General features: G+C 62.1%; 12 protein-coding genes. 10 read left to right on the top strand and 2 right to left on the bottom strand.

The genetic code is table 11. The annotated features are described in order from the left end of the window. Positions 1 to 69 precede the first annotated feature (69 nt). A complete protein-coding gene (gene fur, locus P3T20_RS07795; protein WP_074262478.1) occupies positions 70 to 498 on the bottom strand; it encodes a ferric iron uptake transcriptional regulator in 429 nt (142 codons plus the stop codon). Between the two features lie 162 nt (positions 499 to 660). Between fur and bamE the strand changes: the two genes are divergently transcribed. The 10 genes from bamE (at position 661) to P3T20_RS07745 (ending at position 12465) form a co-directional block, all read left to right on the top strand. Further along, complete coding sequence (bamE, locus tag P3T20_RS07790; protein WP_074262477.1) at positions 661 to 1470, top strand: outer membrane protein assembly factor BamE; 810 nt, start codon at positions 661 to 663, stop codon at positions 1468 to 1470. A 176-nt stretch (positions 1471 to 1646) separates the two neighbouring features. After that, positions 1647 to 2444, top strand: coding sequence for a 4-hydroxy-tetrahydrodipicolinate reductase (gene dapB, locus P3T20_RS07785; RefSeq protein WP_429286611.1), 798 nt, complete (start codon positions 1647 to 1649; stop codon positions 2442 to 2444). A 64-nt stretch (positions 2445 to 2508) separates the two neighbouring features. Next, positions 2509 to 3171: a MotA/TolQ/ExbB proton channel family protein gene (locus tag P3T20_RS07780; RefSeq protein WP_429286610.1), complete on the top strand. Its 663-nt coding sequence runs from the start codon at positions 2509 to 2511 to the stop codon at positions 3169 to 3171. A 70-nt stretch (positions 3172 to 3241) separates the two neighbouring features. Next, on the top strand, positions 3242 to 3673 hold the full coding sequence (locus P3T20_RS07775; RefSeq protein ID WP_429286609.1) for an ExbD/TolR family protein: 432 nt from the start codon (positions 3242 to 3244) through the stop codon (positions 3671 to 3673). A gap of 142 nt (positions 3674 to 3815) precedes the next feature. Beyond that, a complete protein-coding gene (gene leuS / locus P3T20_RS07770; RefSeq protein WP_429286608.1) occupies positions 3816 to 6407 on the top strand; it encodes a leucine--tRNA ligase in 2592 nt (863 codons plus the stop codon). A gap of 88 nt (positions 6408 to 6495) precedes the next feature. Next, positions 6496 to 7047 (top strand): LPS assembly lipoprotein LptE, encoded by a 552-nt coding sequence (gene lptE, locus P3T20_RS07765; RefSeq protein WP_074262472.1) that lies wholly within the window; start codon positions 6496 to 6498, stop codon positions 7045 to 7047. Positions 7048 to 7095: 48 nt separating this feature from the next. Beyond that, the gene (gene holA, locus P3T20_RS07760; protein ID WP_429286607.1) at positions 7096 to 8223 is read left to right on the top strand and encodes a DNA polymerase III subunit delta; all 1128 of its coding nucleotides are present in this window, start codon (positions 7096 to 7098) and stop codon (positions 8221 to 8223) included. 139 nt (positions 8224 to 8362) lie between these two features. Then, positions 8363 to 9685: a glutamate-5-semialdehyde dehydrogenase gene (locus tag P3T20_RS07755; protein ID WP_429286679.1), complete on the top strand. Its 1323-nt coding sequence runs from the start codon at positions 8363 to 8365 to the stop codon at positions 9683 to 9685. 60 nt (positions 9686 to 9745) lie between these two features. Then, on the top strand, positions 9746 to 10162 hold the full coding sequence (locus P3T20_RS07750) for a CopD family protein (protein ID WP_074262469.1): 417 nt from the start codon (positions 9746 to 9748) through the stop codon (positions 10160 to 10162). Between the two features lie 707 nt (positions 10163 to 10869). Then, on the top strand, positions 10870 to 12465 hold the full coding sequence (locus P3T20_RS07745; protein WP_429286606.1) for a YadA family autotransporter adhesin: 1596 nt from the start codon (positions 10870 to 10872) through the stop codon (positions 12463 to 12465). A gap of 163 nt (positions 12466 to 12628) precedes the next feature. Here the strand turns inward: P3T20_RS07745 and P3T20_RS07740 are convergent, their stop codons facing one another. Next, complete coding sequence (locus P3T20_RS07740; RefSeq protein WP_429286605.1) at positions 12629 to 13474, bottom strand: MurR/RpiR family transcriptional regulator; 846 nt, start codon at positions 13472 to 13474, stop codon at positions 12629 to 12631. Between the last annotated feature and the right edge of the window lie 99 nt (positions 13475 to 13573).

The raw sequence follows: 13573 nt of genomic DNA, 5'->3' as shown, positions 1-13573 counted from the left end.
ACGACGACCGGGTTTCTCTTTATTACCTGCGCGGCTCGCGAACCATGAGGCTCGCGACGATAATGCCGCTCAATGCTTGCGATGCGGGCAGTTTTCCTTCGTGCAGGCGCCGTACAGCGCGAGCGCGTGCTCCTGCAGCTTGAAACCGCGCTCTTTGGCAATAGCCTGCTGGCGGCTCTCGATTTCCTGGTCGAAGAACTCCTCGACCAGCCCGCAGTCGATACACACCAGGTGATCGTGGTGGGTGCCTTCGTTGAGTTCGAACACGGCTTTGCCGGATTCGAAGTTGCTGCGCGACAAAAGCCCCGCCTGCTCGAACTGAGTCAGCACGCGATAGACCGTAGCAAGCCCGATATCGAGCTCCTCGTGCAGCAGGTTGCGGTAGACGTCTTCCGCAGTCAGGTGGCGCACCGGGCTGTGCTGGAAAATCTCCAGAATCTTGAGGCGCGGTAGGGTCGCCTTGAGCCCGATATTTTTCAGATCGGTTGGATTGGTCATGACAAGGGATCCCTAGAGTACAATGCAGGGTTCTAATAGTAATGTGTTTACGCTGTTCAGGTCATCTTCGATGCAATGAAACTCGCGCGGTCCGCCACAGGCAGGGCCCGCACGGTGAGTGAAATGATTTCAAAATCTCTACTGATCTACCGGGGGAGCCGCATGCGGGGTACCTTGATTGCTGCAGCGACTGTCGCGGTTCTTGCCGGGTGCTCGACCTACGACAGCGTAACGCAGCGAATCGCGCAAAGCATCACGCCTTATCGGATTACCGTTGTGCAGGGCAATTTTGTCTCGGCTGAGGCAGCTGCGCAAATGAAGGTGGGTATGACACGGGACCAGGTGCGCCAGTTGCTCGGCACGCCGCTCCTGGCGGATATGTTCCACGCAGACCGCTGGGACTACGTGTTCTATTTCAAGCGTGGCAATACGAGCGTCGTGCAACAGCGTGACTTCGTCGTGAACTTCTCGGGCGATACGGTTGCGAACTGGTCGGGCGGTCAGGATCTGCCGTCCAACCTTGAATTGCTCGCCGAAATCGACGGCGACAAGCGCGGCAAGAAAGCGTTTGTGGCAGCAGAGGCTGCGGCAGCCAGCGGGGCGGTTGCCGCTTCGGGCGCCGCTGCGGCTACGCCGCCGGCAACGGCCGGCACGGTGTCTGCGCAGTCCATGGATCCGAACGCCGAAGCCGCGCAGGCGGCCAATCGTGCAACGGACGCCGTGCAGGCCCCGAGCGGCAAGATCACGCCGTCGGTGCGGGCAGGTACGCCGACCGCGAACGGTGGGGTGGTCCCGCAAGGCGCTACGTCGCCTGGGGCGCCGCAGTTCCAGTTCACGCGTCCGGCGCCGCCTACCGTGCCGAGCGAACAGCAGGACAACCCGGTGGGACCGGCGGGCTCGCAGAGCAACAACGGGCCGACCTACAACGCACCGCTGACGTCCGCTCCGGCGACCACGGGAACGGGTAGCTAAATACGCTGTCCCTGACAATGACGGGCCGCGTTTAGCGCGCGAGCCCGTCATTTGTGTTTGTTGCGCCTTGTGTTCTGTCCTGTGGGGCGCGCTTTCAGGTGCCCTGTGACGCGCTTTGCGCTTCGCGTTGTTTTTTACCCCGTCGTTTCTAACGTCATATTTCGCGCGTGACTGCCATGAACATTGCTATTGCCGGTGCCTCGGGCCGTATGGGCCGGATGCTGATCGAAACCGTCCTGAACGATTCTGGCGTCAAGCTTTCCGGCGCGCTCGTGCGGACCGGGTCGGCGCAACTTGGTCAGGATGCCGGTGCTTTCCTCGGCAAGCAAACTGGGATTCTGCTGAGCGACGATATCGAGCAGGTGTTCGCCCAGTCCGACGCCCTGATCGATTTCACGCGGCCGGCGGCCACGCTCGTGCATCTCGAAGCGGCGCAGCGCCACAACGTCAAGATGGTGATCGGCACCACGGGTTTCGAAAGCGAGCAGAAGGCGCAACTGCGCGCGGCGGCTGAAAAGATCGGCATTGTCTTTGCCGCCAACATGAGCGTGGGTGTCAATGTCACGCTAAAGCTGCTCGAATACGCCGCGCGTCATTTCGCGACCGGGTACGACATCGAGATCATTGAGGCGCATCACCGTCACAAGGTCGACGCGCCGTCCGGTACCGCGCTGGCAATGGGCGAAGTGATCGCCGGCGCGCTCGGCCGTAATCTCGACGACTGCGCGGTCTATGGCCGCGAGGGCATCACCGGCGAGCGTGACCCGTCCACCATCGGTTTCGCGGCGATCCGCGGCGGCGATATCGTCGGCGATCACACCGTGCTGTTCGCCGGTACCGGCGAACGCGTCGAGATTACGCACAAATCGGCGAGCCGCTTGTCTTATGCACAGGGCGCGCTACGCGCGGCGCGTTTCCTCGAAGGCCACGCAAGCGGCCTGTACGACATGCAGGACGTACTCGGCCTGCGCTGAGCGCACGTATGCTCGGCGTGCGCCCCGTATCCCATCTGCGCACACTTTCCGACGGCGAGGTCCAATGGCAGGCACCGGCATTCTTCACTACCTGCAATCCAGCGACACGATCACCCATGCGGTAGCCTATGTGCTGCTGGCGATGTCGGTGGCGAGCTGGTGTTTTCTGATCGTCAAAAGCTGGGTTCTGAGCCGCGCGAAGCGTCAGGCTTCGCGCGCGATAACCGAGTTCTGGCAGGCGTCGACCTTAACCGACGGTGTCGCGGCGCTGCGGCGTGTCGATAGCGAACGGGTCTTCACGCCGCTCGCCGAAGCCGCGTTGCATGCCTCGGAGGTGGATATCCCCGGTGCGTTGCTCGCACGCGTCGAGCGCAGCGAGCGGGTCTTGCGGGCGCTGCGTCAAGCGCTCACCACCTCGCAGCGGCGGCTCGAGTTTGGCCAGGTGCTGCTGGCATCGGTGGGTAGCACGGCGCCGTTCGTCGGCTTGCTCGGCACCGTGTGGGGCATCTATCACGCGCTCGGCAGTATTGCCGCGAGCGGGCAGGCGATGATCGAAAACGTTGCCGGGCCGGTCGGCGAGGCGCTGATCATGACGGCCTTCGGCCTCGTGGTTGCGATTCCCGCGGTGCTTGCCTACAACGTGCTCGGCCGCATGGTGCGGCAACTGTCCGAGGAACTGGACGGCTTCGCGCACGATCTGCACGCCTACGTCTGCGCGCCCGCCTGAGCGGCGCCGCCGCTCGCATCAGATGAAACCAGCTTAGCCCAGTTCAGCTTTAGTCAGGCAGGAGGTCGACATGGCATTCGGCGGACTCGAAAAACGGCAGACCGCAGCGCCGATGGCAGAGATCAACATGACGCCGTTGATCGACGTGATGCTGGTGCTGCTCGTGATTTTTATCATTACCGCGCCTTTATTCACGCACGCGATCCGGCTTGACCTGCCGAAGGTCGCCGCCGCGCCGGCCCGTCAGACGCCGCAGACGATCTCGCTGTCTATCGACGCGGCGGGCAAGATCTACTGGAACGGCAATGCCCTGACGCTCGACCAGATGCGCGCGCGCTTTGTGGAAGCGGGCAAGCAGCAGGAACAGCCGGAGATCCAGTTGCGCGCCGAGCGCTCGACGCGCTACGAGGTCATCGCCCAGGTGATGGGCGCGGCGCAGCAGGCGGGGCTACAGCGGCTAGGCTTTGTGACGGACCCGCCGCCGCCCGTGCTGGGCCATTAGCCATGCCGCGCGGCGCGCGGCAGACCCCTCGGCGAACGGTATAATCAGCGTTTTCCCCTGCACAAGGGGAAACGACGCCATTTCATCTAGCAGAGCACCAGGCCCGGTGCGAAAGCACCGAACCTAGCGATCCCATCACACCATGCACGAAAAATACGTTCCCTCCGACGTCGAAGCCGCCGCGCAAGGGCAATGGCGCGCCAGCGACGCCTATAAGACAACGGAAATCACCGACAAGCCCAAGTTCTATTGCGTCTCGATGCTGCCGTACCCGTCGGGCAAGCTGCACATGGGCCACGTGCGCAACTACACGATCAACGACGTGATGTACCGCTATCTGCGGATGAACGGCAACAACGTGCTGATGCCGATGGGTTGGGACGCGTTCGGTATGCCGGCGGAAAACGCCGCGATCGCCAACAACGTGCCGCCGGCCAAGTGGACGTACGACAACATCGCGTACATGAAGAAGCAGATGCAGGCGATGGGCCTCGCCATCGACTGGTCGCGCGAAGTCGCCACCTGCAGCCCCGATTACTACAAGTGGAACCAGTGGCTGTTCCTGAAGATGCTCGAAAAGGGCATTGCGTACAAGAAGACCGGTACGGTGAACTGGGACCCGGTCGACCAGACCGTGCTCGCCAACGAGCAGGTGATCGACGGGCGCGGCTGGCGCTCCGGCGCTCTGGTCGAAAAGCGCGAGATCCCGATGTACTACATGCGGATCACGCAGTACGCCGACGAACTGCTGAACGACCTCGAAGGCCTTGGCTGGCCCGAGCGCGTGAAGGTCATGCAGCAGAACTGGATCGGCAAAAGCTTCGGCGTGAACTTCGGCTTCCCGTACGAGATCGACGGTGAGCAGAAAGTGCTGCGCGTCTTCACCACGCGCGCCGACACGATCATGGGCGTGACCTTCTGTGCAGTCGCGGCCGAGCATCCGCTCGCCACGCGTCTGGCGCAAGACAAGCCGGAACTGCAGGCGTTCATCGAAGAATGCAAGCGCGGCGGTGTCGCCGAGGCCGACGTTGCAACGATGGAAAAGAAGGGCATGGCCACCGGTTTCTACGTCACGCATCCGCTGACGCAGGAACAGGTCGAGGTGTGGATCGGCAACTACGTGCTGATGAGCTACGGCGAGGGCGCCGTGATGGGCGTGCCGTCGCACGACGAGCGCGATTTCGCGTTTGCGAAGAAATACGGTCTGCTGATCAGACAGGTGGTGGCGCTCGAAGGCAAGGAATACTCGACCGACGCCTGGCAGGAATGGTATGGCGACAAGGACGGCACGCTGATCAACAGCGGCAAGTACGACGGTATGACCTACACGCAAGCCGTGGATGCGATCGCAAGCGACCTGAAGGATCTGGGCCTCGGCGACAAGCAGGTCACCTACCGTCTGCGCGACTGGGGTGTCTCGCGTCAGCGTTACTGGGGCACGCCGATTCCGATCATCCACTGCCCGACCTGCGGCGACGTGCCGGTGCCCGAGAAGGATCTGCCCGTCGTGCTGCCCGAGGATCTCGTGCCGGACGGCACGGGCAACCCGCTCGCCAAATCCGAAGCGTTCGTGAACTGCACGTGTCCGACGTGTGGCGGCGCCGCGAAGCGCGAAACCGATACGATGGACACCTTCGTCGATTCGTCGTGGTACTTCTATCGCTATGCGTCGCCGGATGCGAAGACCATGGTCGACCAGCGCACCGATTACTGGGCGCCGATGGATCAGTACATCGGCGGCATCGAGCACGCGATCCTGCACTTGCTGTACTCGCGTTTCTGGGCGAAGGTGATGCGCGACATGGGCCTGGTGAATTTCGGCGAGCCGGCCAAGAACCTGCTCACGCAGGGCATGGTGCTCAACGAAACCTTCTACCGCGAAAGTGAAGCGGGCAAGAAGACCTGGTACAACCCGGCCGACGTCACCGTGACGCACGACGAAAAGGGCCGTCCGGTCGGCGCCGTGCTGAACTCGGACGGCGAGGCTGTGGTGCTCGGCGGCATCGAGAAGATGTCGAAGTCGAAGAATAACGGCGTCGATCCGCAGGTGCTGATCGACGAGTACGGTGCCGACACGGCGCGTCTGTTCGTGATGTTTGCGTCTCCGCCCGAGCAGCAGCTTGAATGGTCGGGTTCCGGCGTGGAAGGTGCGAGCCGCTTCCTGCGCCGCGTTTGGGGCTTTGGCCACGCGAACGAAGCGGCCTTGCGCAAACAGGCTTCGTTCGACGCCGCGCAACTCGGCGAAACGGACAAGGTACTGCGCCGCGAGATCTACAGCGTGCTGAAGCAGGCCGATTTCGATTACCAGCGTTTGCAGTACAACACGGTGGTGTCGGCGGCCATGAAGATGCTCAACGCGCTCGACAGCGCCAAAGGCGCCCACCCCGCCGTGCTGCGCGAATGCTATGGCGTGCTGCTGCGCGTGCTGTACCCGGTTGTGCCGCACGCGACCTATCAGCTGTGGCAGGAACTCGGCTATGCCGACGAATTTGGTACGCTGCTGGACGCGCCCTGGCCGAAGGTCGACGAGAAGGCGCTGGAGCAGGCCGAGATCGAACTCGTGCTGCAGGTGAACGGCAAGGTGCGCGGTGCGGTCACGGTCGCGAAGGACGCCCCGCGCGACGCGATCGAGCAGGCCGCGCTCGCGCACGAGATGTTCGCCAAGTTCAGCGAAGGCAATGCGCCGAAGAAAATCATCGTCGTGCCGGGCCGCCTGGTGAACATCGTCGTTTGACGCCGAAGCTGGCAATAAGCAGGGTGGCGCCACGAGCCGTGGCGCCACCCGAGTGTGGTACAGCATTTACTGCGAACCAGGAGCCAATGTGACTCGCAGATCGTTTTTGACGCTGGCGTGTGGGGTAATGGTGTTGTCCGCGTGCGGCTTTCAGCTACGCGGTCAGCAGGACTATCCGTTTAAGCGCCTCGCTGTTGCGGGCGCGCCGGCCCCGTTCCTCGGCCGTTTGACTCGAATGGTTCAAGGCGGCAGCGACACGGTGATCGTCAAAGCGGTGTCGAACGCGGATGCCGTTCTGCATGTTTCCGAGGTTCGTGGCAACAGCGTGCTGACGATGAATTCTCTCGGCGTCGTCGAAGAATATGAAGTCACCTACACGTTGCTCTACTCGCTCAACGGCACGGACGGAACGGTACTGATTCCGCAAAGCGCGATCGAGCTGAACCGCGCCATGACTTACAGCGATGAGTTCACGCAGGCGAAAATGGCCGAAGCGGATCTCCTGTACGCGGACATGCAAAGTGACGCCGTCGATCAGTTGATCCGCCGTCTGGGTGTCGTGCATTCGCTGCATCCGGCGCCGGGCCAAGGCGCGCCTGCGGTTGCGCCGCGCGTGCCGTTGCCGCCGCCGCCGCTTTGAGCGGCGCCTTGCACGGACGTGCTTTGCCAATCCTGTTGATCCGTAGCCATGCAACTACGACTTGACGCGCTCGAAGCGCACCTCGCGAAGGGACTCGCCGACCTGTACGTCGTGTACGGCGACGAGCACCTGCTCGCGCAGGAAGCGGGCGACCGGATCCGCGCGGCCGCGCGTTCGGCCGGCTATACCGATCGCTCGGTGTTCACGGTGGAGCGTGGCTTCGACTGGAGTTCGCTGCTGGGTGCGAGCCAGTCGATGTCGCTGTTCGGCGACAAGCAGCTGGTCGAGCTGCGGATTCCATCGGGCAAGCCGGGTAAGGAAGGCGCGGATGCGTTGAAGTCGCTCGCTGACGCGGTGAATTCCGATGTCCTGACGATGATCACGCTGCCTCGTCTCGATGCGGCAACGCAGAAGTCCGGCTGGTTTACTGCGTTGGCCGAGGCGGGTGTGGCGCTGAAGATCGATCCGGTGGAGCGGGCGCAGTTGCCCAACTGGGTCGGCCAGCGGTTGTCGCAGCAGGGGCAGCGTGTGGCTGCCGGCGAGGAAGGGCGGCGCGCCTTGCAGTTTATTGCGGAGCGCGTGGAAGGCAATCTGCTTGCTGCGCATCAGGAAATTCAGAAGCTCGGGTTGCTCTATCCGGCCGGGGCGTTGAGTCTCGAGCAGGTGCAGGACGCTGTGTTGAACGTCGCGCGCTATGACGTCTTCAAGCTGAACGAGGCGATGCTGGCGGGCGACGTGGGACGGCTTGCCCGCATGCTCGACGGCTTGCGCGGCGAAGGCGAGGCGGCGGTGCTGGTGCTGTGGGCCGTTGTCGAAGAAGTGCGGACGCTTTTGCGCATCAAACGCGGCGTGGCGGCGGGCAAACCGCTTGCGATGCTGGTGCGCGAAAACCGCGTGTGGGGGCCGCGTGAGCGGCTGATCGGCCCGGCGTTGTCGCGCGTAACCGAAGCGGCGCTGGAGAAGGCGCTCGCGCTCGCGGCGAAGCTCGATCGCCAGGTCAAGGGGCTGTCCGGCGGCACGCCTGGCAATCATCGCAATGACCCACCGCCCGACCCATGGGATGGGCTGTTCGAACTGGCGATGACAGTCGCTGCGCCGGCGAAGGCGACGGCTGCGCCAATCGGGTTGCCTGGCAGGTCACGACCGCCAGCCGCGCCAGCGCGCAGGCCGGTCTGAACAGAGCGCACGCCTGCAGGCTGCGTTTTGACGCTGGTCTGACTGTGAGCGTGCAGCAACCACTCTGATCGGCCCCGTTGGCTGCGCATCCAGCAAGCCGCTGCAACCAGACTTACAATCGTTTGATCTTTCGCCAATTCTGCCTGTCCACCGCGTACCGAAGACACGTACGGACATCACGAGAATCACCATGAATATCGACCAGTACATGACCGAACTCGGCCGCCGCGCCCGGCACGCTTCGCGTGCGATGGCGCGGGCGTCGACGGCAGCGAAAAACACCGCGCTCGAGGCAGTGGCCCGCGCGATCGAACGTGAGTCGGCGCAGCTGAAAGAGGCCAATGCACGCGACGTTGCACGCGCACGCGAGAAAGGGCACGACGCTGCGTTTATCGACCGTCTGACCTTGTCGGACAAGGCGCTGAAGACGATGGTCGAAGGCCTGCGCCAGGTCGCGGCGCTACCGGATCAGATCGGTGAGATCAGCAACCTCAAATACCGTCCGAGCGGCATCCAGGTCGGGCAGATGCGCGTGCCGCTAGGCGTGATCGGCATCATCTACGAATCGCGGCCGAATGTGACGATCGACGCCGCCGCGTTGTGTCTGAAGTCAGGCAACGCAACGATTCTGCGCGGTGGTTCGGAAGCGCTCGAATGCAATACCGCGCTGGCGAAGCTGATTGGCGAAGGCCTCGAGATGGCCGGTCTGCCGCAGGATGCCGTGCAGGTGGTGGCGACTTCGGATCGCGCTGCCGTGGGTGCGCTGATCACGATGACGGAATACGTCGACGTGATCGTGCCGCGTGGCGGCAAGAGCCTGATCGCACGTCTGATGGAAGAAGCGCGCGTGCCGATGATCAAGCACCTCGACGGAATCTGCCACGTGTACGTCGACGACCGTGCGGACATCACCAAGGCAATGACCGTGTGCGACAACGCGAAGACGCACCGCTACGGCACCTGCAACACGATGGAAACGCTGCTGGTGGCGCGTGGCATTGCGCATCAAGTGCTACCGCAGCTTGGGCGCCTGTATCGTGTCAAGGAAGTCGAACTGCGCGTCGATCCGGCGGCGCGCGAGGTACTTGAAGCGGCGGGCGTCGGTCCGCTCGTCGATGCAACCGAGGAAGACTGGAGCACCGAATATCTCGCACCGGTGCTGGCGATCAAGGTGGTCGACGACCTCGACGCGGCGATCGAGCACATCAACACCTACAGTTCCGCGCACACCGATGCGATCGTCACCGAAGACCACGACCGCGCGATGCGTTTCCTGCGCGAAGTAGATTCGGCGAGCGTGATGGTCAACGCATCGACGCGCTTCGCCGATGGTTTCGAATTTGGCCTTGGCGCAGAAATCGGCATTTCGAACGACAAGCTGCACGCGCGCGGGCCGGTAGGACTGGAAGGGCTGACGTCGCTGAAGTACGTTGTGCTCGGGCACGGCGAAGGCCGTCAGTAACCCTCGGCGCGCTGATGGGCGCGCGATCAACAACGCCAACTCGACGCACGAGGATCGCCAATGCTTCTGGTAAAAACGTTTCACATCGTTCTGATTGCTTCCTGGTTTGCCGGCCTGTTCTACTTGCCGCGCATCTTCGTCAATCTGGCGATGGAAACGGAACCGGCCGCCACGGCACGCCTGCTGATCATGGCGAGGAAGCTTTATCGCTTTATGAGCTTCATTGCAGTTCCCGCGCTCGCCTGTGGGCTGTGGCTGTGGCTGGTGGTCGGCATTGGGCGTGGGCAGGGCTGGATGCACGCGAAGCTCACCGTCGTCGTGCTGCTGATCGTCTATCACTTCTATTGCGGACGTTTGCTGGCGACGTTCGAACGGGGTGAGAACCGTCGTACGCATAAGTGGTATCGGATGTTCAATGAACTGCCCGTGCTGGGGATGCTGGCGGCGGTGGCGTTGGTGGTTTTAAAGCCGTTTTAAAAATAATCGGAATTCTTCTAAAAGAACCGATGCGGTAAATCTTCATCAATTGCGGCAACCCGGTATCAATTCATAAATGCCGGGTTAAAGCGTCCTTTTGGCATCTCGAGATTCGTTCGGATGCTATCCATCGGTACGCACTTCTAATATTCAGCCTGTGACGATACGGTCCCCGTCTCCAACGCGGAGGCAAGGATTTGCCCATCCTGTGTCACGTTCTATGCGATTTAAATAAGAGTTATGCAATCGACATAACTTGCTGTGTCTATTTAACGGATTTAAGACTGGTCCGATGTCGACCGGATACTCAGATCAATAACGTAGATTTCCTGGTCTGGACCTCAATTCTGTTTTGCCACTCGACATACTGCTCTCGTCTCCTTTGACCGTGAGCGGCGACTGTCGAACGAGTTGACCCCGGCCAGCGCGTCGCGTGTTCGCTGCAAGCGCGCACGCTTCTGCGAATTGAAATCTGTGTATCTAATGGGGACAACTTAATGAATAAAATATCTCGGTCAATGTGCAACGATGTCACGTGCGCATGGACAGCAGCCTCAAAGTTTATTCGCGCCTCTGCGAAAAAATCCTCCGTAAAGAATGGTGTTATTTCACTGGTTGCGGCCGGGTTTCTTTCTGCCGGAACAGCGTATGCGGCGACAGCTCCCGTTGCGGTTTTTAATGACGCTACCGACGATACCTGTGCCGCGGTGAACGATGGCATTCCAGGCGGCGGCACCACTACCGCTCTGACTTCGCCGGCCTGCCAGGCGACCATCGGCAACAAGAGCAGTTCCCAAACTGCGCTCGCCAGCAATACGTCTCTCAACCTCATCTCGAACTCATCTGGCCTGATTGCCAGAGGTGGCCTGGAGATTTTCGGCGACGGCGTTTCTGCCGGGTCTCCCGTTGCGTACCTTCATGGTCAGCTCAGCCTGTTTAGCAATGGCACGACCTCGGGCACCGCGAACAAGATTATTGGTGTGGCGGCGGGCACGGTGTCGGCGGCTAGCACGGACGCCGTGAACGGCAGCCAACTGTACGGCGTTTCGCAAAGCGTCGCGGGTGCATTGGGCGGCAACTCGACTGTGAATCCGGATGGTTCGGTCGCGAGACCGCAATACGACATCGGAGGCAGCACGTTCTATACCGTCGGCGATGCGCTGAATAATCTGGACGGCCGCACAGCGCAGAATACCGACAGCATCGCGAATATCAACAGCATCCTGAACAACATCGGCGGTGGCTCAGGCATCATGTATTTCCACTCGAACTCGACGCTGGTGGATTCGCAGGCAACAGGGGTGGATTCAGTGGCGATCGGCGGCAACGCGCAGGCCTGGGACGAGGGCTCGGTCGCCCTGGGCGCGAACTCGGTGGCGAATCGTCCGAATTCGGTGTCGGTTGGCTCAGTGGGCAAGGAACGGCAGATCACCAACGTCGCAGCCGGTACGGCCGATACCGACGCGGTAAACGTATCGCAGTTGAAGGCGGCTGGCCTCGTGGACAAGAATGGCAACGCAAATGCCGCGGTCATTTACGACCATAACGCCGACGGTTCGGTCGACTACGGTAGCGTGACAATGGGCGGCGGCGCCTCGGGCGGAACTACGATCCACAACGTGGCGGCAGGTGTGGCCGATACCGACGCAGTGAATGTCGCCCAGATGAACGCGGCGCTCGGCGCCGTGGCGAATGTCGCGGTCAATGCCACGAATCCGCTTTTCACGGCTAGCGGTGATCGCAATGCGGAAGCAGCAATGGCAAGCGGCACGCACGCTACGGCGATGGGCGCCAACGCCGCGGCTGCGGGTGTCAATGCGGTTGCAGTGGGTGCGGGCTCGGCCGCGCAGGCTGACAACTCGGTCGCGCTAGGTGCGAACTCGGTGGCCGACCGTGCCAACTCGGTATCGGTGGGTGCGGTGGGTAGCGAACGTCAGGTGACGAACGTTGCGGCCGGGCAGCAGGGCACCGACGCGGTCAACGTGGACCAGTTGAACGCTGCCACAACGCAGGCGAATAGCTACACGGACAGTCGCATCGCGGGTGTGCAAAACTCGATCAACGAAGTCGCGAAGAATGCCTATGCCGGCGTAGCCGCCGCTATGGCCATGCCGAACATGACGCCGTCGGGTCCGGGCAGGACCGTCGTTGCGGCCGGTGGCGGAACATACAAGGGCGCATCGGCGGCCGCGGCGGGTGTTACCTATCGCTCGCTGAGCGGCCATTGGCTTGCGAACGGCGCGGTGTCTGTGACGTCGACCGGCGACGCGGGCGTGCGCGCTCAGGTCGGTTACGAGTTCTGAGCTGGTTGCCTTGAATAGCGCACGGTAGCTGAGCTGAAATCCCCGGTGGCCGGAAGGTCACCACAAGTGAGGGGATTATCGTTCCCACCCTGCATGCGAGTCGCGCTGCAGGGTGTTTTGTTTCTGCGGACCATGCCACGCACGATGCCAAGCGTGACGCTGATCACGTCTGCGGATCGATCCTTCGGCGGTTGATCACTTCCTTCGCCTGCGCCAGCTTCTCCACCAACTCCGGTCCCCGGCTCAACGCTACCCCGACCGCGAGGATGTCGCCGATGGCCAGGTGTGAGACGCGCGAGGTCATCGGCGAAAAGATATCCGTGTCCTCATCCACATTCGCAAAGAGTCCGACGGTCGCCAGTCGCGCGAGGGGCGAATTGCCATGCGTGATAGCAATCACCTTGGCGCCTGCGGCCAGCGCCGCCTTGACCGCATCGACGATGTCGCGTGTGCGTCCCGTGTTCGAAATCGCCACCACGACGTCGCCTTCACCTAGCAGCGACGCCGACATCAGAAACGTATGCGGGTCCGAATAGGCGACGCTCGGCATGCCGAGCCGGAAAAACTTGTGCTGCACATCGAGTGCTGCGACACCGGAGCCGCCTGCGCCGTAAAACTCGATCCGCCGTGCTTTGGAAAGCAGTTCGATAGCCGCTGCCACGCTGTCCGACGACAGGTTATTGCGCACCTGGATCAGCGCGCCGATAGTCCGGTCCAGCACCTTGGCCGCGACGCCGGGCGCCGGCTCGTCGGGCCGAACATCGCGATAGACGACCGGCACCTCCGCAGCGATGCCTTGCGCGAGCCGGATCTTGAACTCCCGAAAGCCCGAAAAGCCGAGCGCATGGCAAAAGCGCGCAATGGTCGGCTGACTCACGCCTGCACGAGCGGCCACCTCGTTCATCGACAGATCCAGTACTTCGCGCGGCGCTTCGATCACGTAGTCCGCTAACTTCCGCTCGGACGGGCGCAACTGCTCGCGCATCGCTTCCACCTGGGACAGCATCATTGGAAAACTCGCACTATGCTGAAGAATGCGTGGACTATAGCTGATTGCTGAAGATGTACAAAAACTACATTTCGCGCTGTAGGTGTATTCCCTAAGTGA

Source organism: Paraburkholderia sp. GAS206C, assembly GCF_050435645.1.
Taxonomy (GTDB): Bacteria; Pseudomonadota; Gammaproteobacteria; order Burkholderiales; family Burkholderiaceae; genus Paraburkholderia; species Paraburkholderia phenazinium_B.
Note: the sequence above shows the minus strand (reverse complement) of the source record. Positions and strands in the feature narration are given on the sequence as shown.